A 26,195-nucleotide genomic window follows, 5' to 3' on the forward strand; every position below is an offset into this window, starting at 1 on the left:
AGAGGGAAGGAGGGCATCAGCGGCCGACAAAGACCGGCGCGCGCTTCTCGCGGAAGGCGGCCTGCGCCTCGCGCGCGTCCTCGGTGCGGCCGATCGCGGCGGTCATGTCCTGCTCGTAGCGATAGCCATCGCGCAGGCTCAGCTGCTCGATCGTGTTGAGCGTGTGCTTGCTCATGCGCGTGGCGACCGGGCTCTTGGCGGCGATGGTGCGGGCGATCTCCAGCGCGGTGGGCAGCAGCGCCTCCGGCGCCACGCAGGCCTCGACCAGGCCCAGCCGGTAGAGCTCGGCGCCGTCGACGCGCAGGCCGGTCAGCGCCATGCGGCGCAGGCGCGAGTGGCCGAACAGCCGCATCGCGTGGCGGCAGCCGCCGAGCAGGCCGACGTCGATCTCGGGCAGGCCCAGCGAGGCGCGCTCCGAGGCGACCAGGATGTCCGAGGAGGCGACCATCGCCAGGCCGGAGCCGAGCGCGGCCCCGTTGATGGCCGCCACCACCGGCTTGGCGCATTCGCGGATCGCGTGGAAGCATTCGCGGGTGCGGCGCAGGTGCGCGCCCAGATCGCCCGGGCCCTTGATCACTTCGGCGCGTCCCTTGAGGTCGGCGCCTGCGCAGAACACCTTGCCGGCGCCGGTGAGCACCACCGCGCGGACCTCATCCAGCTCGCCGATGCGGTCCAGCGCCAGCACCAGCTCGTCGTTGAGCGTGCGGGTCAGCGCGTTGACCGGCGGCGCATCCAGCGTCAGCACCGTCACGTGGGCTTGGATCTCCACGCGCAGCTGGGTCAGGTCGTCCATTGCGGCAAGGCCTTGATGATTCGTCGAAGGCCAGTCTAGGAAGCCCCTGCGCGCGCGCCGACGCGATGCCAGGCAGAGCTGCTATGCGGCTGCGCGCATAGCCGTTTAGGACCAAGGTCGTATTGCGCGCGCGCCGCGCCGGTCAGACATACAGCGCGCGCGGATGGTCTTCCAGGATCCGGCGCGCCAGCGCGGCATCGCCCGCCCAGTCGCGGAAGGTCGCAAGCAGCGCGCCGGTGTCCGGCGCCGGTTCCACGCGCAGATGCGGCCAGTCGCTGCCCCACAGCATGCGGTCCGCGCGCGCGTGCTGCAGCGCCTGCTGGAAGGCACGGCCGCGCTCGGGCTGCGGCTTGCGCAGCAGGTTGCGGTACATGCACAGCTTGATCCAGGTGTTGCCGCCTTCCAGCAAGGACAGCAGCGCGCGGAACGCCGGCGCGTCGACGCCTGCATCCAGATCGAAGCCGCCCGCGTGGTCGATCACCAGGGGCACGGGCAGTTCGCGCAGCGTGCCGATGACGCCGGACAGCGCCGCGGTGTCGCTCCACAGTTCGGCATGCAGGCCCGCCGCGGCCAGCGCCGGCGCCAGCCGCTTCAGATCCTCCAGCGTGGCCGCGCCGGGGAAGTCGCCGCCGCTGCGGTGGCTGAAGCGCAAGGCGCGCACGCCGCGCTCGCGCAGCCCGCGCAGGTCCATACCATCCTGCACGCGCGCCACGGCCACCCCGCGCAGTTGCGGAAAGCGGTCCAGTGCGTCGAACAGCGCGGAAAAGTCCCGGCCGTAGGCGCTGGGATGGATCAGCACGCCATGCTGCAGGTCCAGCGCCTGCAGCAGCGCCAGGTACTGCTCGACGCTGGCCTGCGGGGGCGAATGCACGCTGGTGTCGGCCAGCGGAAAGCGCGCATACGGGCCAAAGACATGCGCATGGCAGTCCCAGCCGCTCACAGGCCGTTGCGCTGCGGTAGGTCGAAGGCCGGCGCGACGCCCTCCGGCAGGGGGATCTCGTGGGTGTTCAGCGTCATCGCCACCATCGTGTAATAGCCCACCAGCGCGGTGAGCTCGACCACGGCCTTCTCACCCAGCAGGGCCAGCGCCCGCGCGTAGGTCGCGTCGCTGACCGAGTTGGCGGCGTTGAGCTCGCGGGCGAAGCAGACGATGGCGTGCTCGGTCTCGTCCAGCCCCGCGGGGATCTGCTGCGCCAGCAGCGCCTCGAGGATCTCCGCGGACAGGCCGGCCTTCTCGCCCTCCAGGCGATGCGCGTGCCACTCGAACGGCGAGTTGCAGGCCCGGCCGGTGACCAGGATGGCCAGCTCGCTCTGGCGCGGCGTCAGGGACGTGTCGTAACGCAGCAGTTCGCCCAGGGCTGACCAGCGCGCCGCCAGCTCCGCGTTATGCAGTGCGGCGCGCAGCGGGCCCTGGATCCTGCCGCGCTTGCCGTTGACGATGCGGTCGTGGACCGCGCGCTGGTCGGCATCCATGTGGGCGGGATCGGGCAGGGTGATGCGGGGCATGGCAACTCCGGTTCGAAACGCAGGACGGCGCGCATCGGACGCGCGATCGGCCGTTATAGGGTGGGGCGACGGGGCGCGCTACGCGTCCGCCGGCATGTCTGCTATGCGTCGGGGGTCGGGGCGAAGGCGCGCTGCCACAGGCCTTCGGCCGCCAGCGACTGGAAGGCGTGATCGATCTCGCTGGCCACGGCCGAGACCGCGCGGGCCGGCCCTTTGGAGCGGCTCAGCGCCATGGAGATGATCCGCTGCATGGGCGGATCCACCAGGCGCGCGGCCTGCAGCACGCCGTCGGCCAGTTCCTTCCACACCGCGTGGATGGGCAGCACCGTGTAGACGCCGTCGCCGGCGGAGAGCGATTTCTGCAGCGGCAGCGAGTCCGCCTCGATCGCCGGCGAGAGCCCGATATGGCAGCTGCGCGCCAGCGCATCCAGCGCCGTGCGTAACCCGTTGGGCGCGCTGGGGACCACCAGGGGCAGCTGGTCGAGACGGGTGAACGGTACGGTCTCGGCGGCGGTCAGCGCATCGCCGCGTCGGCCGATCAGATAGCTGTCGACCACGGCCAGAGACTGCTCGCCTTCCGGCAGCGAGGTGCCATAGCGGTACAGCACGGCGATATCGACGCGGGCATCGGCCAGCCACTCCTCGACCTGGCCGCCGGAGCCTTCCAGGATCTTGAGCGTGACCGCGGGATAACGCGTGCGCAGGGTCGAGAACAGGCGGCCGGTCACCGCCTGCGAGATCGACGGCAGCATGCCGATCGTGACCCGGCCGGTCGGCTCCAGCGCTTCGCCGCGGATGTCGCGTTCCAGCTGCGCCGCGTCGGCCAGCAGCGCCTTGACCTGCGGGAACAGGCGTTCGCCCAGCTCGGACAGCTGCACGCCGCGCCCGGTGCGATTGAACAGGCGCGCGCCGCAGTCGCGCTCCAGTGCGTTGATCTGGCGGCTGAGCACCGACTGGTTGGTGTCCAGGAACAACGCCGCGCGCGTGACGCTGCCCAGCTCGCCGATCGCCACGAACGCGCGCCAGCGCCCCAGATCGGTCACCAGATCGAGCGAAAGATTGGTGACCTTGGGTGTGGGCATGACGGAACGGCGGGCGCGCTGGATCAGGTGAACGAGGGTAGCAAACCGCCCGATGACCAACGGCGCCAAACGCCTCCAGGCGCGCCCTTCGACTAAAGGATAAGGGCCGCTCCGACGCCTTGAATCCCCTGGAAACCTCGCGTTTGCGGGCGATCGGCAGGGCCGCTGCGAGCCATCGCATTCGCGCCATAGCTGGATTGACCGTCGACGGCGTGCGCCCGAAAAAACACCGTGCCTAGACTCCGCCCCATCGACGCCTGCAGCGCAACGCAGGTCCACGCCATCGAGGAGGAGGGCCTCATGTCCAGCCAGGACGCGCGCCAGGCGATCGCCTGCGGCACGCGACAGGTGCCGGTGCCAAGACCGGTCCACTAACACCGTCCGGCCGCGTCAGGCCGGTCATCCGATTGAAGTCCGTCGTGCCGTCGTCCCTGGGATGCGGCGCACAGGCGTCGTGCGGCCGCGTCCGGCCCGGCGCCTGCAATACCGGGAGGGATTGTCTGATGAAGCGCTCGTGGATGCGTGTTCTGTTCTGTCTGGCCTTGCCGGCCACCGTGGGCGCCGCCGAGGCGGCAGGTGCGCGTGCGCATCGCCAGCTGAGCTGCGGCGATGCCAGCATCGACGTGGTGGTGGACGGCCAGGGGCCGACCATCGTGCTGCTGCCGTCGCTGGGCCGCGATTCGCTGGATTACGACCCGATCGCCGAGGGCCTGGCCGCCAAGGGCTACCAGGTGCTGCGCCCGCAGCCGCGCGGGCTGGGCGACAGCCGCGGGCCGATGGAAGGCATCACGCTGGCGGATCTGGCCGACGATGTGGCCTGCACGATCGACCAGGCCGGCAAGGCGCCGGCGATCGTCGTCGGGCATGCCTACGGCAACTGGGTGGCGCGCATGCTCGCCGCACGGCATCCGCAGTCCGTGCGCGGTGTGGTGGTCGCGGCCGCGGCGGCCAAGACCTATCCCAAGTCCCTGTCGGCCAGCATCATCCGTATCGCCGATCCCAAGACCTCGCGCGAGGATCGGTTGAAGGAGCTGCAGGCGACCTTCTTCGCGCCGGGCAACGATGCCTCGGTGTGGCTGGACGGCTGGCACCCCGAGGTGCGCACCAGCCAGCGCAACGCCAGCGATGCCACGCCCAAGGCGTTGTGGTGGAGCGCGGGCGGCAAGGTGCCACTGCTGGACCTGCAGGCCGAATCCGATCCCTTCATGCCGGCCGATCGCCGCCAGGAGCTGCGCGAGGAACTGGGCCCGCGCGTCAGCGTGGTCACCATTCCCGGCGCCAGCCACGCCCTGCTGCCCGAGCAGCCGCAGCAGGTGGTCGAGGCCATCGCCCGCTGGTCGGCCGGCCTGCGTTGAGCCGCCGCGCGCCCGTTCCGCGCTTCATCCATCCAGCGTGCCGCCGCAGGCGGCCTCGCTCCCGCTTCTCGCATCCACTCCTGGGAGGGAACTCGATGCCTGTCCGCAACACCTCGCCGCGTCCGCGCCGCCATCGCATCGCCGTCGGCGCCTGCCTGATGGCCATGGTCGGCAGCGGCCATGCCGCCACCTTCGGCAACGAAGACGCCAACATCGAGTTCTTCGGCAACCTGTATCCGCAGTACCAGTGGACCTCGTTCGGTCAGCACACCGCGGTCGGCAGCCAGGTCAGCACGCTGACCACCAAGTCCAACACCAGCACGACCCTGCGCAGCGTCACCGACAAGCCGGATGCCGACCGGGTCAACTGGTCGCAGTCGTTCTTCGCCATGCGCGGGCACTACCGCTTCAACCCGGACTGGGATGTCGGCTTCCGCCTGGATGAGCAGGTCACCGAGCCCTACGACAACAGCGAGTACTTCAACCGCAGCCGCGATGCGTACGTCTACGTGGCGCATCGCGTCCTGGGGACCTTCACCGGCGGACGCATCAACAGCATCCTGTCCAACTGGGGCGATCCGGTGCGCATGCTCGGCGTGAGCGAAAGCAATTTCGTGTCGACCTCCGCGTTGCTCGGCGGCGCGGCCTTCGGCACGGGCAGTCGCGCAGGGACGACGACATGGGTCACCCGCGCCAGCCACGGCTACAAGTGGGAGAGCGCCAAGTGGAACGGCTTCTCCCTCGGGACCAGCTACATGCCGCACCGGGACGGCCCCGACTACGGCCGTCCCCGCCGCGCGTACTCCTACGGCATCCGCTGGGAGCAGGGGCCGTGGTACGCCGCGCTGCAATACGAGCGGCATACCAACCATCTGGTGATCAGTGGCGTGCCGACCACCACGCCGGCGGCCACTTCGATCACCAACCAGGGCGGCGGTTCGCAGGACCGCAACCTGCGCCTCAGCGCCGCCTACCAGACCAAGCGCATCAAGCTGGGCGTGGACCTCTCGCGCGTGCAGTACGCCGAAGACCCGACCGCGGCCTACGGCAAGTTCAAGTCCTACACCGTGCCGACCTGGAAGGTCAGCGCGGAATGGCAGGCCACGCCGAAGCTGACCCTGGCGGCCAACTACATCCACGCCGGCGCCGGCCACTGCGTGCTGTCGGGCGCGGCGCCATGCAGCACCTACGGGCTGGGCGCGCAGGCCTACAACGTCGGCGTGCAGTACAGCCTGTTCAAGTACACCTCGCTGGTCGCCCTGGCCGGGCGCATCGACAACGGCGTCTCGTCCAGCTACGGCTCGCCGGTGCGCGCGCCGGTGGGCGCCACGGTCGACAACCTGGCCCTGGGCCTGCACGTCAAGTACTGAATGCCCGCCCGCAGCCTCCTCCTAACGCAGCGCGTCGCCGCCGGCCAGTCTGGCGGGGTGTGGCGCCGCCTGACACCCTGATGCGAGATTCCCGATGAGTTCCCAGGTGCAACCCTCTTCCGCTACCGGCGTGGCCGAGCCCTCGCCGGCCGATGCCACCTACCGCAAGATCAAGTGGCGCATCCTGCCGTTGATCATGCTGTGCTACACCGTGGCGCTGATCGACCGCAACGTGATCGGCTTCGCCCGCCTGGACTTCATGCACCAGCTGGGCTTCAACGAGGTCATGTACGGCATCGGCACCGGCATGTTCTTCATCGGCTACTTCGTGTTCGAGGTACCCAGCAACCTGTGGCTGCAGAAGATCGGCGTGCGCCTGACGTTCCTGCGCATCATGATCCTGTGGGGGCTGGCCTGCGCGGCGTTCGCGATGATGCGCTCGCCGACCGAGTTCTATCTCTATCGCTTCCTGCTGGGCGCGGCCGAGGCGGGCTTCTTCCCGGGCGTGCTGCTGTACATCACCTTCTGGATCCCCAAGGCGCGCCGCGCCAGCGTCACCGCGCTGTTCATGGCCGCGCTGCCGATCGCCGGCATGCTGGGCGGACCGCTGGCGGGCACGATCATGCGGCTGTTCGACGGTGCGCTTGGCCTGCACGGCTGGCAGTGGCTGTTCATCGTCGAAGGCCTGCCGGCCTGCGTGCTGGGCGTGGTCGTTTACTACTTCCTGGACAACAAGCCGGCCGACGCCAAGTGGCTGACGGCTCCGGAGAAGGCGCTGGTCCAGGCCGACGTGGACCGCGACAGCGCCGCCTCGCCGGGCCAGCACCACTCGCTGTGGCAGGCCTTCGGCGACAAGCGCGTCTACATCCTGTCCTTCGTCGCGCTGGCGGTCTTCAGCGGTGCGGCGGCCAATGCGTACTGGATCCCGACCATCATCAAGAACTCGGGCATCAAGGACGTGCTGCACGTCGGCCTGCTGTCCTCGATCCCGTTCCTGGCCGGCCTGGTCACCCAGTTCCTGGTGGCGCGCCACTCGGACAAGGTCGGCGAGCGCCGCTGGCACGTGGCCCTGTGCCTGGGCACGGCCGCCGCCGCCTGGCTGGTGCTGGGCACGACCCACCTGACCACCGCACCGGCGATCGCGCTGCTGACCGTGTGCACCGCCGCCACCCTGGGCGCGACCGGACCGTTCTGGACCCTGCCGGGCAGCACCTTCTCCGGCCCCAAGGCAGCGGGCAGCATCGCGCTGGTCACCACGCTGGCCGGCCTGGGCAACGTGTTCGTGCCGATGATCGTCGGCGTGCTGATCGACAAGACCGGGACCCTGGCCGCCTCGCAGCTGGCCTACGGCACGCTGCTGCTGGCCGGCGCGATCACCATCGTGGCCGCCACGCGCGCGCCGGCCCGTCCCTGACTTCCCCTTCGCTTCACGGAGTTCCCATGCAGGACGTTTTCATCTGCGATGCCGTGCGCACGCCCATCGGCCGCTACGGCGGTGGCCTGGCGCCGGTGCGTACCGACGATCTGGCCGCGCTTCCGCTGCGCGCGCTGATGCAGCGCAATCCCGGCGTGGACTGGTCGGCGCTGGACGAGGTCTTCATGGGCTGCGCCAACCAGGCGGGCGAGGACAATCGCAACGTCGCGCGCATGGCGCTGCTGCTGGCCGGGCTGCCCCAGGAGGCGCCGGGCGTCACGCTCAACCGCCTGTGCGCGTCCGGCATGGAGGCGGTGGGCGCGGCGTACCGGGCCATCGCATTGGGCGAGATGGAGCTGGCGATCGCCGCGGGTGTCGAGTCGATGTCGCGTGCGCCATTCGTGATGGGCAAGGCGGGCAGCGCGTTCCGCCGCGATCAGAAGCTGGAAGACACCACCATGGGCTGGCGCTTCGTCAATCCGCAGCTCAAGGCGCTGTACGGCGTGGACACCATGCCGCAGACCGGCGACAACGTGGCGGCCGACGCGAGCGTGTCGCGCGAGGACCAGGATGCGCTGGCCCTGCGCAGCCAGCAGCGCGCCGTGCGGGCGCAGGCTGCGGGCTACTTCGCCGAGGAGATCGTCCCGGTGCGCATCCCCGGGCGCAAAGGCGAGACGGTGGTCGATACCGATGAGCATCCGCGCCCGCAGACCGATGCGGCGACCCTGGCCGCCCTCAAGCCGGTGAATCCGGGTGGCACGGTCACGGCCGGCAACGCATCGGGCATCAACGACGGCGCCGCGGCGATGATCGTGGCCTCGGCCGCCGCCGTGCAGCGCCACGGCCTGACGCCGCGCGCACGCGTGCTGGGGATGGCCAGTGGCGGCGTCGCGCCGCGCGTGATGGGCCTTGGCCCGGTGCCGGCGGTGCGCAAGCTGCTGGCGCGGTTGCAGCGCCCGCTGCAGGTCTTCGACGTGATCGAACTCAACGAAGCCTTCGCCGCCCAGGCGCTGGCGGTGACCCGCGCGCTCGACCTGGCCGACGACGACGCCCGCGTGAACCCGAACGGCGGCGCCATCGCCCTGGGCCATCCGCTGGGCATGAGCGGCACCCGCCTGGTACAGACCGCCGTGCACCAGTTGCATGTCGGCGGCGGCGGCAGGCTGGGCCTGGCCACGATGTGCGTCGGTGTCGGCCAGGGGCTGGCGATCGCGGTGGAAAGGGTCTGACGCTGCGCGGTCCGCGCGGCGCCGTGTTCGCCGTCGCGCGGCCAGCCTCTAGCCGGCGAGGGCCTGGCGACACGTCTCCGGCCTGGCGGAGAAGCGCGCGGCGTTCAACTCGATGCGCTGGAGCCTCACCGTCTCCCGCCCGAGGGGCCTGAAACGCAGATGATGCTGGCCGGACGCGTCCTGGGCCACGAGCGCGATCTCGACCTGTGGATCGGCCGGGTTTCCGCCGGACTGCGAGAGCAACTTCATCCCGTTCCGCAGTCCCGCGGCATAGGCCATGGAGGTCGGGTCGAGCCCGGTGACGACATCCCCCTGCCGCGTCGTCGCCTCGGTGTCCCAGCCCCTGTCGAACACCGGCGTGTCGACGGAGACCACGCGGGCGCATTCGCCAAAAGCGTCTTCCGGCAGCAGCACGGGCACCGCGTGGTCGACGTATCTCGAGATCTCCGGCCGCAGGTCCAGCCCGGCGTGCGCGGCCGCCGCGATCAGCGCGTCCTGCAGCGCAAGCGCGGGATCGGCCTGCGCGCGCCTGCGTTGGTCCTGGAGCACGTCGTCCAGGCTCGCGCGCCCGCCGGAGCGCTGACGCAAGCGGCGATCCCAGACCGCGGCCAGCAGCGCGCCGCGCTGGTACGGCATCATACGGGCGCGTTCGTCCTTCCAGAAGCGATCGGCGACGACGGCATTGGGCGAGGTGCGATACGGCGAGCGAGCGTAGTGGGCGAGGACCTCGTTCCACTCCTCGACGAACCGCTCCGGCGAAAGCAGCCCCGCCCGCAGCATCAGCCTGCGCGCGAAGAAGTCGGTGAACCCCTCGCTGATCCAGTACGTCCGGGCCTCGGTCGCGTCTTCGGTATGCCCCAGCTGCCTGGGATTCCAGCTATGGAAGTATTCGTGCGCAAGGAACCAGGCCAGATCCGGCAGCGGCGTGTCCTGTCCGATCCAGGTGGCAAAGGCATCGCCCAGGCCCGTCCCGCTGAATCCCGTCTGCTTCGGCTCCGAAGCCAGGGGAATGGCCGTGATCAGGAAGGGGCCTGCCTGGTCGTCGCCCCAGAACGTGCGCTCGGACGCAATGACCTTCCCCGCAAGGCGGGCGAAGGCCGCCATATCGAAACCGAAACGGCCGATGGAGGCCACGCGCAGCGGCTCACCGCCCACCCGCATGGTCGAGACCTGCAGGCCGCGGCCGACGATGGCCACGCTTTCCCGAATGTCCTTGCCCGTGCGCGGTTGGTGCATCAACCCTTGCAGGTGCTGCGCGTCCGAAGCGAAGCCGATGCCGTGCGGACCGCGCCAGGTGAACGTCGCCGGCAAGTCCTCGCGTCCGGCGGGCTGGGCATAGAGCGAGAACCCGACCGCGTAGAACCAGTCGGGACGCACGATCGGATCCGGCTGCCTGCTGTTCGAGACAGCGGGAGCGGCCTGATGGGCCGACACGATCCGATAGCGCATCACCAGCGGCGCGCCGGGCGCCGAGTCCACGATGCGTCCCCCGTGTGGCGCCACCGCGGTGCGCCGCGCACCTTCGACTGAAATATCGCGCGCCCACTGGCCCAGATGCTCCTCGCCCGCCCATTGCTCGGCCCAGTCGATCACCGTCCGCCCGGAGGGGTCGGCCTGCAGCCGGATCGTCACATCGAGCGCGGTGATCCGGCCGTCGTCGGTCTCGGCGCTGAGCTCGTAGCGCGTCGAAGCATCAAGCCGTGGTTGGCTGGAAACCAGCGACAGCAGCGTCAGCGCCCCTGCAAGTGCATGGCTCGGCATCACTTCGATCCTCCATTGCGGCGCGCGAGATCGCCCGGCTGGAAGTCTCTTACGCAGGCCACGTGCTAACCGTCAGCGCCCGTGGTGCGGCGTGTTCTGGATGCAGGGTGTCCGACCGGACAGCGTCGCGTGTCCGGTCGGACGCGGGATGACGAGCGCAGACATGGGCCCACCGTCAGGGCGACGCTCGAAGACCTGATGAATCGCCAGGACGCCGGACAACAAAAAACCCTCGATCGCTCGAGGGCTTTGGGTTGCTCCGTCATGATCCGGAACGAGTGCTGGCGCGCCTGGAGGGATTCGAACCCCCGACCAATGGCTTCGGAAGCCACTACTCTATCCGGCTGAGCTACAGGCGCATGGTGCAACAACACGCCGCGGCGGGCCGACGGCGGCGCGCATTATCCCTGAAAACATCGGCCGACGCGAACTTGCCGCCAGCCGCAGTCGCCAGCGGCGCGCGTCCGATGCAACCGGGCGGGACCGCCGCACCCGCGCAACGCGCCCAGGGCGCTGTGCAGGCCGCTCGCAGCGGATCTCAGTACGCCTGCGCGCGATGCCAGCGCCAGGCGCTGCCGATCATGGCGTCCAGCGTGGCGTGCCGCGGCTGCCAGCCAAGCACCGTGCGCGCCCTGTCCCCGGAGGCCACCAGCATCGCCGGATCGCCCGCGCGGCGGGGCGCGAGCGTGTAGTCGATCTGGCGCCCGCTGATCGCGCGCGCGGCCTGCAGCACCTGCAGCACGCTGAAACCCCGGCCGTTGCCCAGGTTGAACGCATGCGCGCCGGGCGTCTGTTCCATCAGCGTCAGCGCGCGCAGGTGCGCGTCGGCCAGATCCAGCACATGGACGTAGTCGCGCACGCAGGTGCCGTCGGCCGTGTCGTAGTCGTCGCCGAAGATCTGCAGCGCCGGCCCGCGGCCCAGCGCCGCGCGCAAGGTGTTGGGGATCAGATGCGTCTCGCGGGCATGCGATTCGCCGATGCCTTCCTCGGCCGCGGCGCCGGCCGCGTTGAAGTAGCGCAGGCACACCGAGCGCAGCCCGTAGGCGCGCGCGGCGTCGGCCAGCATGCGCTCGACCATCAGCTTGCTGGCGCCATAGGGGCTGATCGGGGCGCAGGGGTGGGCCTCGTCGATCCGTGCGCCCTGCGGATGGCCAAAGATCGCCGCGCTCGAGGAGAACACCAGCCGCTCCACCCCGTGCCGGCGCATCGCCTGCAGCAGGTTGAGCGTGCCGACCACGTTGTTCTCGTAGTACGCGTACGGATCGCGCACCGACGCGTCCACCAGCGAGTGCGCGCAGAAATGCATCACCGCATCGACCGGGCGATCGAAGGCCGCGTCCAGCGTCCGCGGCTGCAGCAGGTCGGCCTCCACCAGCCGCCCCCAGCGCACCGCCGCGCGGTGGCCGGTGCTGAGGTTGTCCAGGACGGTGACCTCATGGCCCGCCCGCGCCAGCGCCAGCGCGGCGTGCGCACCGATGTAACCGGCTCCTCCACAGACCAGAACGTGCATGCGATCGAGTTTTCCTGGGGTGTGGACGGTAATGGGGGCGTCGGGGGGGCTGCGCAGTGCGCCCTGCGGGGGACTAACGCCAGTTGTGGCCGGAAGCGGCAATGCGGTGGGGGCGGCGTGGGGAAGGCCTCTCGCCGCCATGGGCCGAAGGGCTGCTCCCCCTGTAGAGCGGAGCTTGCTCCGCTGGGGCTTTCCCGCGGACCGGGCGAAGAGCAGCGGAGTCCCCAAAAGGGGATTGCCACAAGCTCCGCTCTACAAAGGAGGGCGCGACGTGATCGGAGGAGACAGTGGCTCCCCCGGGAGGACGACGAAGCGAGGCAGGCGACGACTTTGGGCGAGCGCACGCCGCGGTGGTGGCTTGCGCGGGCCTGCTACCCTTTTGCGATGGCTTACGAACGATTCGACGCGCCGCCGGCGCCGCGGCCCGGGCGGCTGGGGGAATACTGGAAGCTGGTCCGTGGCGACCGGCCGATCGGCGCGCTGCTGCTGCTGTGGCCGACCTGGTGGGCGCTGTGGCTGGCCGCGGGCGGTCTGCCGCCCTGGTGGACGCTGCTGGTGTTCACCGCCGGGGTCTGGCTGACGCGCTCGGCCGGGTGCGTGATCAACGACTACGCCGACCGCTGGCTGGACCCGCAGGTCGAGCGCACGCGCGAGCGGCCGCTGGCCGCCGGGCGGGTCAGCGGCCGCGAGGCGCTGTGGGTGTTCGCGGTGCTGATGGTGGTGGCCTTCGGCCTGGTGCTGACCATGAACCGGCTGACCATCGGCCTGAGCGTGGTGGCCGCCTTCCTGGCCGCCAGCTATCCCTATCTCAAGCGCTATACCTACCTGCCGCAGGTCTATCTGGGGCTGGCGTTCGGCTTCGGCATCCCGATGGCCTTCGCCGCGGTGCAGGGCACGGTGCCGGCGCTGGGCTGGTTGCTGTACGCGGCCAACATCCTGTGGGCCACCGCCTACGACACCTGGTATGCCATGGTCGACCGCGAGGACGACCTGCGCGCCGGGTCCAGGTCCACCGCCATCCTGTTCGGCGATCTGGATCTGGTGATCCAGGGGTTGCTCTACGCGCTGGTGTTCGTGGCGCTGGCGCTGGTCGGGCGGCAGGCGGCGCTGGGCTGGCCGTACTGGCTGGGCCTGGGCGTGGCGGTGGCGCTGGTGGCCTACGAGTTCTGGCTGTGCCGGCACCGCGAGCGCGGACCCTGCTTCCGCGCCTTCCTGCACAACAACTGGGTCGGCGCGGCGGTGTTCGCCGGGATCGCGGTGTCGCTGGCGCTCAAGGCCTGACGCGCCGCGGCCGGGCGACCGGCGCGGCCTTGCCTAGACCATCGTCCAGCAGACCGCGCCGGGCCGGGGCTTGGACAATGCGGGCCGGGGATCGGATGACGAGGGCAGGCTCATGGCAGCGAACGAAGGCGAGGCCCGGCAGGGCGTGATGGCCCGCGCGGCGCTGCGCAGCGCGGCCTGGGCCGAGAAGTGGTTCCCCGACGCCTACGTGTTCGCGGTGCTGGGCGTGATCCTGGTGGCCATCGCCGCGATGCTCGCCGGCGCCACGCCCAAGGCCACGGCCGAGGCCTTCGGCGGCGGCTTCTGGAGCCTGATTCCCTTCACCATGCAGATGGCCTTCGTGGTCATCGGCGGCTACGCGGTGGCGACCGCGCCGGTCGTGGCGCGCTTCATCGACCAGCTGGCCCGGGTGCCGCGCAGCGGCCGCGGGGCGATCGTGTACGTGGGCCTGGTGAGCATGCTGGCCTCGCTGCTGAGCTGGGGCTTCTCGCTGGTGTTCGGCGGCCTGCTGGTGCGCGCGCTGGCCAGGCGCAGCGAGCTGAAGATGGATTACCGCGCCGCCGGTGCCGCCGCCTACCTCGGACTGGGTGCGGTGTGGGCGATGGGCCTGAGCTCCTCGGCCGCACAGCTGCAGGCCAATCCGGCCTCGATGCCGCCGGGCCTGCTGGAGATCACCGGCGTGCTGCCCTTCACCGAGACGATCTTCCTGTGGCAGTCGATCGTGCTGACCGCGGTGCTGATCGGGGTCTCGCTGCTGATCTGCTGGGTCACCGCGCCGCAGGGCCGGGCCGCGCGTACTGCGGCCGACTTCCCCGAGGCGGCGCAGGGCGAGCCGGACAAGGCGCTGCCGCCGCGCACGCGTCCGGGCGAATGGCTCGAATACAGCCCGCTGCTGACCGTGCTGCTGTCGCTGCTGGCCTTCGGCTGGCTGGCCGGCGAATTCGCCTCCAAGCCGGTGGTCACCGCGATCGCCAGCCTGAACACCTACAACTTCCTGTTCCTCTCGCTGGGCCTGCTGCTGCACTGGCGCCCGCGCAGCTTCCTCAACGCGGTGGCCAAGGCCGTGCCCAGCACCACCGGCGTGCTGATCCAGTTCCCGCTGTATGGCGGCATCGCGATGATCCTCACCGGGGCCAAGGGCGCCGATGGCGACACCCTGGCGCACCATCTCTCGCAGCTGTTCGTGCACGTGGCCACGCAGGACACCTTCCCGGCGGTGATGGGCGTGTACTCGGCCATCCTGGGCTTCTTCGTCCCCTCCGGCGGCGGCAAGTGGCTGATCGAGGCGCCGTATGTGATGCAGGCGGCCAACGAACTGCACGCGCACCTGGGCTGGGCGGTGCAGGTCTACAACGCCGCCGAGGCCCTGCCCAACCTGATCAACCCGTTCTGGATGCTGCCGCTGTTGGGCGTGCTGGGGCTGAAGGCGCGCGACATCGTCGGCTTCACCTTCATCCAGCTGCTGGTGCACATCCCGCTGGTGATCGGCCTGCTGTGGCTGCTCGGGCTGACCCTGCCCTACGTCCCGCCGGTGATGCCGGCCGGTTGAGCGGACGGGCTCAGGCCGCCAGGCGATGCCCGCGCAGGCGGAAGGCGACCACCAGCTGCAGCGCGCCGTAAACGATTGCGCCGATGCCGAACCACAGCGCCATCGTCAGCAGCCCGGCCGCCGGGTAGACGAAGAACAGCACGCCCAGCAGGATCGACAGCACCCCGCTGAGCACCAGCAGCCACTCGCCGCGGATGTGCTTGCGCACCTGCACGGCGAACACGATGCGCGCCACCCCGGCGATCACCAGCCACACCGCCAGCAGCCACAGCAGCGCGGCGGCCATCTGCGCCGGCTGGGCGATGGCCAGCACGCCGAAGGCGATGGAGATCAGCGCATAGAGCGCCAGCAGCCAGCGCGGCAGCACGTGTTCGCGACTGAAGGCACTGATCAGGCTGACGATGCCATCGGCCAGCGAGAACGCGCCGAAGACCAGCACCAGCGCCAGCACGGTGCCGCCTGGCCAGATCAGCGTGGACACGCCGAACAGCACGGCCACCAGACCGAACAGCAGGAACACCCACCAACTGCGCGAAACCGAAACGGCGGCGAAGGACATCGGCATTCTCCTGACAAGCCGGCGAGGGCAGGATGACACGCGGGCGCGATGCCACGGCGGTCTGCCCAGCAGCATAAACCTCTCGCCGTTGCTCCAGCATCCAAGACAGGCCCAGTGAGCAGCCGACTCACTCCACCCGCGCGCAGACCCAACCATCCACCCGCGCGACACCGGCGCGCTGCAGGGCGCGCGTCGCGGCGTGCAGGGTGGCGCCGGTGGTCATCACGTCGTCGACCAGGGCCAAGTGCGCGGGCAGGGCGGCGCCTGGCCGCACGGTGAAGGCGCCGCGCAGATTGCGGCGGCGGGCTTGCGCATCCTGTTCGGACTGGGGGGCGGTGTCGCGGCTGCGCAGCAGCGCGCTGTCCAGGACCGGCAGGTCGAGGCGGCGGCCCACGGCGCGCGCCAGTTCCAGCGCCTGGTCGTAGCCGCGGCGGCGCAGGCGCCGGTCGTGCAGCGGCACCGGCACCAGGGCCTGTGGCCGTGGCGCGCCGGACATGGCCTGGGCCATCAGCGCGGCGAGCAGCCGGCCGGCCGCCAGGTCGCCGTGGAATTTCAGGCGTGGCACCAGCCGGTCCAGCGGCGGGCCATAGACCAGCGCGGCGACGGTGAGGGTCATCGGCGGCGGATGGCGCAGGCAGTGCCCGCAGGTCTGGGCGTGCAGCATCGGCAGCGCGCAGCGGGGGCAGGCGGTGGTATTCCACGGCAGGGCGGCGGCGCAGTCCGCGCACAGGTCCAGCCCGCCCTCGCCGCGCGCGTCGCAGACCAGGCAGCGCGGCGCCAACAGCGCGCGTCCCAGGCGTTGCAGCCACTGTGTCGGGGAAGCCTCCATGCGGATCGTCCAGGGCAGTCCTTGCCGATGCATACGGCGACTTTAGCGCCTGTCGCGCCGCCGGGCGCCATGGCCGGGCCGGCGCTGGCGGATACGCGGCGCCTTTAGGCGGCGTGGCCGGTCATCCGGGTCGCCATCGGCTGGATTACGCTAGCCGGCCGATCCAAGCCAGACGCACAGGACGCAGCATGGCCCGCCCCGATCTGCACGACCGCATCGCCGCGCTGCGCAAGCTGCGCGTGGCCCAGGACCGCGTGCGGGTGCGCCGCGCCGTCGCACGCCGCGACGGCGTGCGGGTCGAGGTCGACGGCCGCTGGCTGGTCGAATGCTGCGGCAACGACTATCTGGGCCTGTCGCAGCAGTTCCAGGTGACCAACGCGCTGGCCGAGGCGGCCGCGCGCGAGGGCGCCGGCGCCGGGGCCTCGCCGCTGGCCAGCGGCTATCACGCCGCGCACGCGGCGCTGGAACGCGACGTCGCCGATTGGCTGGAGGCGCCGGCGGCGCTGCTGTTCGGCAACGGATTCCTGGCCAACCTGGCCGTGCAGCAGGCGCTGCTGGGCGAGGAGGGCGATGTCTGCGTGCAGGACCGGCTCAACCACGCCAGCCTGATGGACGCCTCGCGCCTGGCCGGCTGCCGGCTGCGCCGCTATCCGCATGGCGATGCCGAAGGCGCGATCCGCCAGCTGCGCAACGTGCCCGATGGCGCGGCACTGCTGGCCACCGATGGCGTGTTCGGCATGGACGGCGACGTGGCGCCGCTGCGCGCGCTGGCCCTGGTGGCGCGGGTGCAGAAGGCGCTGTTCTACGTCGCCGATGGGCACGGCGTGGGCGTGCGCGGTCCGGCCGGTCGCGGCAGCGTCGCCGAGGCGCGCCTGACCGTGGAAGACGTCCCGCTGCAGCTGATCAATCTGGACAAGGCGCTGGGCGGCTACGGCGCGCTGGTGGTCGGCGATGCCGCGCTGATCCAGCACCTGGCCGAGACCGCGCGGCCCTACAGCCACAGCACCGCGCTGCCGCCGGCGCTGGCCCGCGCCAGCAGCGAGGCGATCCGCCACGCGCGGCGCGACGACTGGCGGCGCGAGCGGCTGGCCGGCCTGATCGATCGCTTCCGCACCAAGGCCGCGGCGGCCGGGCTGGACCTGCTGCGTTCGGACACGCCGATCCAGCCGGTGCTGTGCGGCGCCGACGCGCAGGCGGTGGCCTGGTCGGCGGCGCTTGAAGCGGCCGGCTACTGGGTCAAGCCGATCCGCCCGCCGACCGTGCCCGAGGGCACGGCACGCCTGCGCGTCACGCTGACCGCGCTGCACACGCCCGAAGACATCGACGGCCTGGTCGAGGCATTGGCCCGCACCCGCGCGCCGCAGCTGCAAGAGGCGGCCGGCGTGGCGTGAGCGCGGCGCCTGTCTCCGTGCCGCGCGGGGTCGATGCCCGTTCGGCGTCCGCGCGCGTGGCAGATCGCTTGCAGCCCACACCGCGACCTTCATGACCCTGCACATCGAAACCCACGGCCGCGGCGCGCCCCTGGTGCTGGTGCACGGCTGGGCGCTGCATGGCGGCGTATTCGCGCCGCTGGTCGAACGCCTGGCCGACCGCTTCGAGCTGCACGTGGTCGATCTGCCGGGGCACGGCCTGAGCCGCGACAGCACGGTGCCGCTGACCCTGGCGGCCACGGCCGCGGCGATCTGCGCCGCCACGCCGCCGGCTGCATGGCTGGGCTGGTCGCTGGGCGGCCTGTTCGCGCTCAAGGCCGCGGCCAGCTCCGGCCAGGTGCGCGCGCTGGCAATGCTGTCCTCGGTGCCGCGCTTCACCGCCGCGCCGGACTGGCCGCACGCGGTGCCGCCGGCGGTGTTCGCCCAGTTCGGCCGCGACCTGACGCAGGACTATCGCGGCACACTGGAGCGCTTCATCGCCCTGGACACGCTGGGCAGCGCACACGGGCAGGCCACGCTGCGCAGCTTGCGCGCCATGCTCTTCGCCCGCGGCGAGCCGGCGCCGGCCGCGCTGCAGGCCGGCCTGGCGCTGCTCGAACGCAGCGACCTGCGCCACCTGCTGCCGGGCCTGGGCATGCCCTCGCTGTGGATCGCCGGCGCGCGCGACCGGCTGGTGCAGCCGCGCGGCATGGCCGCCGCCGCCGGGTTGGCACCGCAGGCCGGCTTCGTGGAGATCGCCGGCGGCGGCCATGCGCCGTTCCTGGCGCACCTGGAGGCGGTGGAAGCGGCGCTGGTGCCGTTCCTGGACGGCGCCTTGCGCACGCGGTGAACTGGAGCGTGCCAGCGCCGCGCCTGACGCGGGACTGTGCGCTGGCGGACAATACGCCCATGCCCCTGTTCGATGTCCGCCACCAGCGCCGCGCCCTGGCGCGCGCCGCCGGCACCTATGCCGATGCCGCCGTGCTCCACCGCGAGGTCGAGCAACGCCTGTTCGAATCGCTCGACTACCTGGACCAGCGCGTGCCGCAGGTCGTGCTGGACCTGGGCAGCGGCCCGGGCAGCGCGGCGGCCAGGCTGCGCAAGCGCTGGCCCAAGGCGCAGGTGGTGGCGCTGGATTTCTCGCTGCCGATGCTGCGCGAGGCGAAGAAGCAGGCCGGCTGGTGGAAGCCGTTCGCGCGGGTATGCGCCGATGCGCGCGCGCTGCCGCTGGCCGAGGGCAGCGTCGATGTGCTGTTCGCCAACCTGTGCCTGCAGTGGGTCGACGACCTGCCGGCCGCGTTCGCGGGTTTTCGCCGCGTGCTCAAGCCCGGCGGGCTGCTGCTGTGCTCCACCTTCGGTCCGCAGACGCTGATCGAGCTGCGCGAGGCCTTCGCCGGCGATCCGGCGCCGCACGTGAGCCCGTTCCCGCAGATCGCCCAGTTCGGCGATGCGCTGATGATGGCCGGCTTCCGCGATCCGGTGCTGGACCGCGACCTGTTCACCCTGACCTATCCCGATCTGCCGGCGCTGATGCGCGAACTGCGCGCGCTGGGCGCGACCAATGCGCTGGCCCAGCGCCGCGCGACGCTGACCGGCAAGGCGCGGCTGGCCGCCGCCGTGCGCGCCTACGAGGCGATGCGCACGCCGCAGGGCGTGCTGCCCAGCAGCTGGGAAGTCATCTACGCCCACGCCTGGGCGCCGCAGGCCGGTGCACCGATCCGCGAAAGCGGGCGCGATGTGGCGGCGGTGCCGGTCTCGCGCATCCCGATCCGCCGCCGCGGCGAATGAGCCGCGGCGACGCGCGCCCGCTCAGGGCTGGCCGATCACGACCTCGCTGATCTGCATGACCGGCTCCAGGTCGGTGTAGTTGGGGATGTCGCCCAGGATTTCCTGCGCATGCGGCCCGAAGCCCGCGGTGAAGCTGTCCACCGAGTCGCTATAGATGTGGCACATGGCCACGAAGGCCGGATCGCTGCCGGGCAGTCCGCCCGACAGGCCCTTGTCGACCGTGTAGAACAGACAGGCATCGCCCATGCGCGCCTTGAGCAGCGGCATGTGGGTGTTGGCGTAGTAGGCGTGATCGAACCGCGCGCCGGCCACGTAGGGATACATCACGCTGATCTTGATCATTGCAGGCTCCGTTAAACGGACAGGGACGCGGGGGGACGCCAGCATCGCACGCCCGCGTCGATCGCCATGGCACGCCGCAGCAACGGCAAGGGCGCCCGGCACGCCCGCTGGCGCCCGGGACGCGTGGAGCGTGCGATCCCGCCGCGGCCCTCAGCCGCCGACCTGGGCGATCCAGTCCTGCAGGTTGTAGTAGTTGCTGACCCGCGCGATGCGCTCGTCCTCGATCTCGAAGAAGGCCCCGCCCGGCAGCACATAGGTCTGGCCGGAAGCCTCGGGCAGCCCGGCATCGCTGTGGTGATAGGTGCCGTGCACGACGTACTCGGCTGCCGCGCGCCGGCCATCGGGCGAGACCATCACCACGATGTCGCGCAGCTGCTCGCTGTAACTGGCATCCATGCGCTGCAGGAAGGCGGTGAACGCCTCGCGCCCGATCTCGCGCGCGCCCTGGTTGAGGTCGTGGGCCACATCGTCGGTGAGCAGGGCCAGCATCGCCGCGCGATCGCTGCGGTTGAAGGCCGCGTAATAGGCCAGCACCAACTCGGTGGCGCGGTCCTGGCGCCGGGTACCGTCGATCTTCATGTAAGCCAGTCGCTTCTGTGGGGTGAGGCGGAATGATAACGCCCGGGGGATGGCGGGGCTTGAAGGGGCCGGCCTAGACCGCTTCGAGCACCAGGTCGCGGTGGAAGAAGTACAGCTCCTGCAGGAAGAACTTCCAGCTGGCCCGGACGCTGCGGAAGCGGCTGGTCGGCGTGGCCGAGGCGAGCGCGCTGATGCCTTCCTGGCGCGCCAGCCGCATCGCCCGGGCCATGTGCAGCGGGTCGGAGACGATGATCGCGGTGTGCAGCTGGTGCGCCTGCATCAGGCGCGCGGCCTGCTGCAGGTTCTGGCGCGTGGTGCGCGAGGTGGTCTCGATCAGGATCGCCTGCTCGGGCACGCCGGCCTTGAGCGCATAGCGCCGCCCGACCTGCGATTCGGCGAAGCGCGCCCCGGCCCCGCCGAAGCCGCCGGTGAAGATCAGATGCCCGGCCAGGCCGCGCTGGTACAGGTCGATGCCGTGGCGCAGGCGCTCCTCGAACACGGGCGAAGGCCGCGCGTCGTAGGCCGCCGCGCCCAGCACGATGATCGCGTCGGCCGGCGCGGCCTCGTCGCGCCAGCCCACGCCGATGATGTAGGCCGAGACCCCGACCAGCCACAGCAGCAGCACGCAGACCAGGCGCCACGCCCAGCCCCACAGGCCCCAGCGGCGACGCGTGCGGCTCACACCCTGGACCAGGGCAGCGCGTCCAGGTCGACGTTGCCGCCGGACAGCACCAGGCCCACCCGCTTGCCGGCGAAGGCCTCGCGGTTGGCCAGCACCAGGGCCAGGACGATGGCCGAGGAGGGCTCGACGATCTGCTTGGTCACCTGCCACAGCAGGCGCATGGCGGCGATGGTGTCGGCGTCGGACACGGTGACCACGCGGGCCTGGTGCTGACGCAGCAGGTCGAAATCGGGCGCGCCCAGCGTGCCGCGCAGGCCGTCGCAGACCGTATCGGGGACGAAGTCCAGCTGCAGCGTCCCGGCCGCCAGCGAGCGCGCGGTGTCGGCGGCGCCTTCCGGCTCGGCCAGCCACAGCTGCGCCTCGGGATGGCGCGCGTGCAGGGCAAGCGCCGAACCGGAGGCCAGCCCGCCGCCGCCGACCGGTGTGACCAGCGCATCGAGCGGGCCGGCCTGTTCCAGCAGCTCCAGGGTCGCGGTGCCCTGGCCGGCGATCACGAACGGGTTGGTGTAGGGATGGACCAGGTGCGCGCCGGTCTCGGCCTGGATCCGGGCGGCGCCCGCCTCGCGCGCGGCGATGGTCGGCGCGCACAGGTGCAGCACCGCGCCGTTGCGGCGGATCGCGGCCAGCTTGGTCTCCACGGCGTTCTCGGGCACCACCACATGGCAGGGGATGCCGCGCGTGGCCGCGGCCAGCGCCAGGGCGCCGCCGTGGTTGCCCGAGGAATGGGTGACCACCCCGCGCGCGGCCTGCGCATCGTCCAGCGCCCAGACCGCATTGCAGGCGCCGCGGAACTTGAAGGCGCCGGTGCGCTGCAGGTGCTCGGCCTTGAAGAACAGCCGGGCGCCGCTCATGGCGTCGAGGGTGGAGGAGGTCAGCGTCGGGGTGAGGCGCGCATGCGGCGCAATGCGGGCGGCGGCGTCGAGAACGTCGTCGAAATGGGGCAGGTCGGACATGCCCTTAAGCGTACCCGATGCGCTTTTGCCGCCGCACTGCAGCAAGTCACGCGCTTGACAGAATTAATCACGGGTTCAATGCGTTAAGCCCAATCTGGCGACCTTGAGAACGGTGCAGACCGGGGGGTCCACCATGAAACGCCTGCTGATCGCCGCCATCGCCCTCACCGCGCTGGGCGGTTGCGCCACCTACGACTACGCCGGCGGCAGTGGCCCGGGTGGCTATTACCGGGGCAGCCCGACCTACCGCTACACCTATCCCGACGGCTACTGGGGCGGCTACTACGGCGGCGCCCCGGGCTATGGCTATTACGGCTACGGCGGCGGCTATGGCGGCTATGGGTATGGCTACGCGCCTTACTACTACAACCGCCCCTATTACGTGATCCGCCCGGTGCCGCGCCCGCCGCACGACGGCCGGCCCGGCGATGGCGACCATCGCCCGCCGCCGGGCGGCTGGCCGCGACCGCCGATGACCGGCGACAACGGGCGCCCGCAGCTGCCCGACCGCCTGCGCCCGCAGCGGCCGTCCAATCCGTCCAACCCGGCGGGCATGTCGCGCCCGGCCATGCCGCCTCGCGCCGAAGGCGTCGAGCGGCCGATGCGGTCCATGCCCAGCCGCCCGGCCCTGCCGCCGCGGCTGACCCCGCGTTCGCGCAACGAGGAATAGGCAATGCCACGGGCGTCTCACTTCCGTCATCGCCCGATCGGCAACGATGAATGAGTGCTTGCGTCCGAGCCGGTCGCGCCCGCAAGCTAGCGCCACGTTGACCGGTTGCGTCGTTTTCTGACGTAACACGAGCTGACAACGGCTTCCATGCCGACGCCCGGTGGGGAAATCTGGATCCCCCCTGTTCCGGCCCTTGCCGGTCGTCGGCGCCTAAACAGCACAACGCCCGGCCATGCCGGGCGTTGTGTTTTCTGGGGATCCGCTGGATTCCCGGCCAGGGCGCGCCGCTGTTCGACCGCCGCCGTGGCCACAAAAAAAAGAGGGGCCGGCAGTCCCCCGACTGCCGACCCCGGCGTCCCCAACGTGCGCTAGCGGCTGGCCCCTGTTCCAATACCAGCCTTAGGCGCCCGAAGTCGCTTGCCACGATGGGTGCCGATGGGGTTACGCAGAAGCCGTGCCAACTTTTTCGCGCCGGCCCCGTTGCCGGGCCCGCGACCGCCCTTCGCATGAGAAAATCCGCGTCATGAATGCGTCCTTCCACCGCTACGAGGTCATCGTGGTTGGCGGCGGCCATGCCGGCACCGAGGCCGCGCTGGCGGCCGCCCGCGCCGGTGCCCGCACCCTGCTGCTGACCCACAACATCGAGACGGTCGGGGCGATGAGCTGCAACCCGGCCATCGGCGGCATCGGCAAGGGCCACCTGGTCAAGGAGATCGACGCCCTGGGCGGCGCCATGGCCCGCGCCGCCGACCTGGCCGGCATCCAGTGGCGCACGCTGAACGCCTCCAAGGGCCCGGCCGTGCGCGCCACCCGCTGCCAGGCCGACCGCGCGCTGTACCGCAGCGCGATCCGGCGCATGGTCGAGTCGCAGCCGGGCCTGACCGTGTTCCAGGCCGCGGTGGACGACCTGCTGATCGAAGGCGACGCCGTGCGCGGGGTGCTGACCCAGACCGGGCTGCGCTTCGAGGCGCCGGCCGTGGTGCTGACCGCCGGCACCTTCCTGGCCGGCAAGATCCATATCGGGCCGACCCAGTACGCCGCCGGGCGCATGGGCGATGCGCCGGCCACGACGCTGGCCGCGCGCCTGCGCGAGCGGCCCTTCGCCATCGACCGGCTCAAGACCGGCACGCCGCCGCGCATCGACGGGCGCACGCTGGACTACGCGGCCATGGCGCCGCAGCCCGGCGACGACCCGCTGCCGGTGATGAGCTTTCTGGGCGATGTGCGCGAGCACCCGCGCCAGGTCAGCTGCTGGATCACCCACACCACCGAGCGCACGCATCAGATCATCCGCGACGCGCTGCACCGCTCGCCGCTGTACAGCGGTCAGATCGAGGGCATTGGCCCGCGCTACTGCCCCTCGATCGAGGACAAGGTGGTGCGCTTCGCCGAGAAGGCCAGCCATCAGATCTTCGTCGAGCCCGAAGGCCTGGACGTGGCCGAGATCTACCCCAACGGCATCTCCACCTCGCTGCCCTTCGATGTGCAGCTGGAACTGGTGCGCAGCATCGTCGGCTTCGAGCAGGCGCATATCACCCGGCCGGGCTATGCGATCGAGTACGACTTCTTCGACCCGCGCGGGCTGAAGGCCTCGCTGGAGACCAAGCTGGTGGCCGGGCTGTTCTTCGCCGGCCAGATCAACGGCACCACCGGCTACGAGGAGGCCGCCGCGCAGGGCCTGCTGGCCGGGCTCAACGCCGCGCGCGCGGTGCAGGGCCGGGACGCCTGGTCGCCGCGCCGCGACCAGGCCTATCTGGGCGTGCTGGTCGACGACCTGATCACCCACGGCACCTCCGAGCCGTACCGCATGTTCACCAGCCGCGCCGAATACCGCCTGCAGCTGCGCGAGGACAACGCCGATGCGCGCCTGACGCCGATCGGCCGCGCGCTGGGCCTGGTCGACGACGCGCGCTGGTCGCGCTTCGAGGCCAAGCGCGAGGCGGTCGAGCGCGAGACCCAGCGCCTGCGCGCGCTGTGGGCCACCCCGGCCAATGCACTGGGCCGCCAGCTGGAGGCCGCGCTCGGCGTGGCGGTCAGCCGCGAGAGCAGCGCGCTGGACCTGATCAAGCGCCCCGAGCTGGACTACGCCCGGCTGATGCGGGTCGAAGGCATCGGCCCGGGCGTGGACGATGCGCAGGTGGCCGAGCAGGTCGAGATCGCGGTGAAGTACGCCGGCTACCTGGATCGCCAGCGCGTGGAGATCGAGCGCCAGCAGCGCAACGAGGGCACGCCGATTCCGGAGGCGTTCGACTACGCCGGCGTGCGCGGGCTCTCGGCCGAGGTGCAGGGCAAGCTCGAACGCGTGCGCCCGCAGACCGTGGGCCAGGCCCAGCGCATCCCCGGCATGACCCCCGCGGCGATCTCGCTGCTGCTGGTGCACCTGGAGCGCGCGCGGCGCGGCGCCAGCCGCGTCGCCTGAGGCGCCAAGCCCTCACTTCAACGCGTGACCGATCCGACGCCCGGCGATGCCGGGCGTCGTGCGCTTCACGGTGCGGGCTTCGCCGGCACGCGTGGGCGGCTGAGGAAATCGGTCACCGCGCGCACCCAGCCGGCGTGGCCGTCCTCGACGTGGGCGACGTGGTCCGCATCCGGCAGGGTCACCCAGGTCTTGTCGCCGCTGCCCAGGCGCCGGTACAGGTGGCCGCTCTCGTCCTGGGTGGCCAGCGGGTCGTGGGTGCCGCGCAACAGCAGCACCGGCAGGCGCACCTGTTCGGGGGTGAAGCGGAACTGCTCGGTCGCGCGCCAGTCGCTGCGCACCGGGTCGGCGGCCAGCGCCTGGGCGACATAGGCCTCGCGCACCGCCGGCGGAAACGCGCCGGCGGTGATGAAGTCCGAGGCCGCCGCTTCGGCGGTGGTGGGCTGGCGCGGCGGCTGGGCCGGCGTGTCGGCGGGCGGCGAGGGCGGCGCGTCGACATCGACCGGGAAGCCGTACAGCACCAGCGTCGACAGCGCGGCCGGCTGCTGCTGCGCGACCAGCAGCGCTACCAGCGAACCGTTCGAATAGCCCAGCAGGGCAGGCGCCGGCAGCTGGGGATGGCGCTGAGCGATCCAGCGCAGCGTGCCGATCACATCGCTGGCCGCGCGCTCCGGGGTATCCCAGCCGGAGGCGTCGCGCGGGGTGGCGCCGTAGCCGCGCAGATCCAGCGCGTAGGCCGCGTAGCCCGCCTTGGCCAGCGCCGCGAGCACCGAGCGCGCATCGGCCGGCTCGCCGGGAACCTGCAGGTCGAAGTTGGGGCGCGAGCTCCAGGTGCGCCCGTGCACCAGCAGGATCGTGCCGCGCGGATGCGCCGGCACGCGCGCCCAGACAGCGAGTGGCAGGCCATCGTCGGCGGGCACGGTCAGGTGCGCGGTGGGCGGTGCCGCGCCCTGCGCCGGCGTGCGCGCCGGGGCCAGGGACGAGGCGAACAGGCCCAGGATCAGCAGGGCGGCAAGGCGGCGCGACATCGACGATCTCCCCAGAAGCGATGGACCGCGATTATCGGCCACGCGCCGGCCGTGCGATGCCCGGCGCAGATGGCGATCGCGCATGGGCTC

General features: G+C 71.4%; 24 protein-coding genes and 1 tRNA gene. 11 read left to right on the forward strand and 14 right to left on the reverse strand.

What is annotated here, in order from left to right:
* Window positions 1-16 precede the first annotated feature (16 nt).
* The 4 genes from QE438_RS16155 to QE438_RS16170 all read right to left on the reverse strand — a co-directional run bounded on the left by QE438_RS16155 (window position 17) and on the right by QE438_RS16170 (window position 3,381).
* Window positions 17-793: an enoyl-CoA hydratase/isomerase family protein gene (locus QE438_RS16155; protein ID WP_306994166.1), complete on the reverse strand. Its 777-nt coding sequence runs from the start codon at window positions 791-793 to the stop codon at window positions 17-19.
* 142 nt (window positions 794-935) lie between these two features.
* A complete protein-coding gene (locus QE438_RS16160) occupies window positions 936-1,733 on the reverse strand; it encodes an amidohydrolase family protein (RefSeq protein ID WP_306994164.1) in 798 nt (265 codons plus the stop codon).
* On the reverse strand, window positions 1,730-2,299 hold the full coding sequence (locus QE438_RS16165; protein WP_130514692.1) for a carboxymuconolactone decarboxylase family protein: 570 nt from the start codon (window positions 2,297-2,299) through the stop codon (window positions 1,730-1,732). The genes QE438_RS16160 and QE438_RS16165 overlap by 4 nt, the downstream gene beginning before the upstream one ends.
* Before the next feature lie 101 nt (window positions 2,300-2,400).
* Window positions 2,401-3,381, reverse strand: coding sequence for a LysR substrate-binding domain-containing protein (locus tag QE438_RS16170; protein WP_131659866.1), 981 nt, complete (start codon window positions 3,379-3,381; stop codon window positions 2,401-2,403).
* Between the two features lie 518 nt (window positions 3,382-3,899).
* Between QE438_RS16170 and QE438_RS16175 the strand changes: the two genes are divergently transcribed.
* The 4 genes from QE438_RS16175 (at window position 3,900) to pcaF (ending at window position 8,749) form a co-directional block, all read left to right on the forward strand.
* Window positions 3,900-4,736 carry an alpha/beta hydrolase gene (locus QE438_RS16175; RefSeq protein ID WP_306994161.1) on the forward strand — a complete coding sequence of 279 codons (837 nt, stop codon included), beginning with the start codon at window positions 3,900-3,902 and terminating at the stop codon, window positions 4,734-4,736.
* Between the two features lie 95 nt (window positions 4,737-4,831).
* Complete coding sequence (locus QE438_RS16180; protein WP_306994159.1) at window positions 4,832-6,106, forward strand: porin; 1,275 nt, start codon at window positions 4,832-4,834, stop codon at window positions 6,104-6,106.
* A gap of 94 nt (window positions 6,107-6,200) precedes the next feature.
* Window positions 6,201-7,520 carry an MFS transporter gene (locus QE438_RS16185; protein WP_130530145.1) on the forward strand — a complete coding sequence of 440 codons (1,320 nt, stop codon included), beginning with the start codon at window positions 6,201-6,203 and terminating at the stop codon, window positions 7,518-7,520.
* A gap of 26 nt (window positions 7,521-7,546) precedes the next feature.
* Complete coding sequence (gene pcaF / locus QE438_RS16190; RefSeq protein WP_306994157.1) at window positions 7,547-8,749, forward strand: 3-oxoadipyl-CoA thiolase; 1,203 nt, start codon at window positions 7,547-7,549, stop codon at window positions 8,747-8,749.
* Window positions 8,750-8,797: 48 nt separating this feature from the next.
* Here the strand turns inward: pcaF and QE438_RS16195 are convergent, their stop codons facing one another.
* The 3 genes from QE438_RS16195 to galE all read right to left on the reverse strand — a co-directional run bounded on the left by QE438_RS16195 (window position 8,798) and on the right by galE (window position 12,020).
* On the reverse strand, window positions 8,798-10,510 hold the full coding sequence (locus QE438_RS16195) for a hypothetical protein (protein ID WP_306994155.1): 1,713 nt from the start codon (window positions 10,508-10,510) through the stop codon (window positions 8,798-8,800).
* A 282-nt stretch (window positions 10,511-10,792) separates the two neighbouring features.
* Window positions 10,793-10,869, reverse strand: a tRNA-Arg gene (locus tag QE438_RS16200).
* A 179-nt stretch (window positions 10,870-11,048) separates the two neighbouring features.
* Window positions 11,049-12,020, reverse strand: a complete 972-nt coding sequence (gene galE, locus QE438_RS16205; protein ID WP_307184076.1) for a UDP-glucose 4-epimerase GalE — start codon at window positions 12,018-12,020, stop codon at window positions 11,049-11,051.
* Between the two features lie 384 nt (window positions 12,021-12,404).
* Here galE and ubiA point away from each other — a divergent pair, with 384 nt between their 5' ends.
* Window positions 12,405-13,301, forward strand: coding sequence for a 4-hydroxybenzoate octaprenyltransferase (gene ubiA / locus QE438_RS16210; RefSeq protein ID WP_306994153.1), 897 nt, complete (start codon window positions 12,405-12,407; stop codon window positions 13,299-13,301).
* A 148-nt stretch (window positions 13,302-13,449) separates the two neighbouring features.
* A complete protein-coding gene (locus tag QE438_RS16215; protein ID WP_306996248.1) occupies window positions 13,450-14,850 on the forward strand; it encodes a TIGR00366 family protein in 1,401 nt (466 codons plus the stop codon).
* 10 nt (window positions 14,851-14,860) lie between these two features.
* Here the strand turns inward: QE438_RS16215 and QE438_RS16220 are convergent, their stop codons facing one another.
* Both QE438_RS16220 and QE438_RS16225 read right to left on the reverse strand, forming a co-directional pair.
* Window positions 14,861-15,409 carry a DUF308 domain-containing protein gene (locus QE438_RS16220; protein ID WP_130523952.1) on the reverse strand — a complete coding sequence of 183 codons (549 nt, stop codon included), beginning with the start codon at window positions 15,407-15,409 and terminating at the stop codon, window positions 14,861-14,863.
* 127 nt (window positions 15,410-15,536) lie between these two features.
* Window positions 15,537-16,238 (reverse strand): ComF family protein, encoded by a 702-nt coding sequence (locus QE438_RS16225; RefSeq protein ID WP_306994149.1) that lies wholly within the window; start codon window positions 16,236-16,238, stop codon window positions 15,537-15,539.
* A gap of 188 nt (window positions 16,239-16,426) precedes the next feature.
* Between QE438_RS16225 and QE438_RS16230 the strand changes: the two genes are divergently transcribed.
* From QE438_RS16230 to bioC, 3 genes are all read left to right on the forward strand, one after another.
* Window positions 16,427-17,629 carry an 8-amino-7-oxononanoate synthase gene (locus tag QE438_RS16230; protein WP_286576211.1) on the forward strand — a complete coding sequence of 401 codons (1,203 nt, stop codon included), beginning with the start codon at window positions 16,427-16,429 and terminating at the stop codon, window positions 17,627-17,629.
* Window positions 17,630-17,726: 97 nt separating this feature from the next.
* Window positions 17,727-18,497 (forward strand): pimeloyl-ACP methyl ester esterase BioH, encoded by a 771-nt coding sequence (bioH, locus tag QE438_RS16235; RefSeq protein ID WP_306996246.1) that lies wholly within the window; start codon window positions 17,727-17,729, stop codon window positions 18,495-18,497.
* A gap of 59 nt (window positions 18,498-18,556) precedes the next feature.
* Entirely contained in the window at window positions 18,557-19,435 is an 879-nt protein-coding gene (bioC, locus tag QE438_RS16240; protein WP_306994147.1) for a malonyl-ACP O-methyltransferase BioC, read from the forward strand.
* Between the two features lie 21 nt (window positions 19,436-19,456).
* Here bioC and QE438_RS16245 read toward each other — a convergent pair whose 3' ends face one another.
* The 4 genes from QE438_RS16245 to QE438_RS16260 all read right to left on the reverse strand — a co-directional run bounded on the left by QE438_RS16245 (window position 19,457) and on the right by QE438_RS16260 (window position 21,991).
* Window positions 19,457-19,777: an EthD family reductase gene (locus QE438_RS16245; protein ID WP_306994145.1), complete on the reverse strand. Its 321-nt coding sequence runs from the start codon at window positions 19,775-19,777 to the stop codon at window positions 19,457-19,459.
* Between the two features lie 150 nt (window positions 19,778-19,927).
* A complete protein-coding gene (locus QE438_RS16250) occupies window positions 19,928-20,356 on the reverse strand; it encodes a ketosteroid isomerase-related protein (protein ID WP_130514722.1) in 429 nt (142 codons plus the stop codon).
* 73 nt (window positions 20,357-20,429) lie between these two features.
* On the reverse strand, window positions 20,430-21,050 hold the full coding sequence (locus QE438_RS16255; RefSeq protein ID WP_130524224.1) for a YdcF family protein: 621 nt from the start codon (window positions 21,048-21,050) through the stop codon (window positions 20,430-20,432).
* Window positions 21,035-21,991, reverse strand: a complete 957-nt coding sequence (locus QE438_RS16260; RefSeq protein WP_306994141.1) for a pyridoxal-phosphate dependent enzyme — start codon at window positions 21,989-21,991, stop codon at window positions 21,035-21,037. Before QE438_RS16260 ends, QE438_RS16255 begins: the two co-directional genes overlap by 16 nt.
* Before the next feature lie 133 nt (window positions 21,992-22,124).
* Between QE438_RS16260 and QE438_RS16265 the strand changes: the two genes are divergently transcribed.
* Together QE438_RS16265 and mnmG are read left to right on the forward strand one after the other, a co-directional pair.
* The gene (locus QE438_RS16265) at window positions 22,125-22,661 is read left to right on the forward strand and encodes a hypothetical protein (RefSeq protein ID WP_205954196.1); all 537 of its coding nucleotides are present in this window, start codon (window positions 22,125-22,127) and stop codon (window positions 22,659-22,661) included.
* Between the two features lie 523 nt (window positions 22,662-23,184).
* Window positions 23,185-25,080, forward strand: coding sequence for a tRNA uridine-5-carboxymethylaminomethyl(34) synthesis enzyme MnmG (mnmG, locus tag QE438_RS16270; RefSeq protein ID WP_307184075.1), 1,896 nt, complete (start codon window positions 23,185-23,187; stop codon window positions 25,078-25,080).
* Between the two features lie 65 nt (window positions 25,081-25,145).
* On the opposite strand, the gene QE438_RS16275 is transcribed toward mnmG, so the two are convergent.
* A complete protein-coding gene (locus QE438_RS16275) occupies window positions 25,146-26,105 on the reverse strand; it encodes an alpha/beta fold hydrolase (protein WP_306994138.1) in 960 nt (319 codons plus the stop codon).
* Between the last annotated feature and the right edge of the window lie 90 nt (window positions 26,106-26,195).

The organism is Pseudoxanthomonas sp. SORGH_AS_0997 (assembly GCF_031453535.1).
In the GTDB taxonomy this organism is placed as follows: domain Bacteria; phylum Pseudomonadota; class Gammaproteobacteria; order Xanthomonadales; family Xanthomonadaceae; genus Pseudoxanthomonas_A; species Pseudoxanthomonas_A winnipegensis.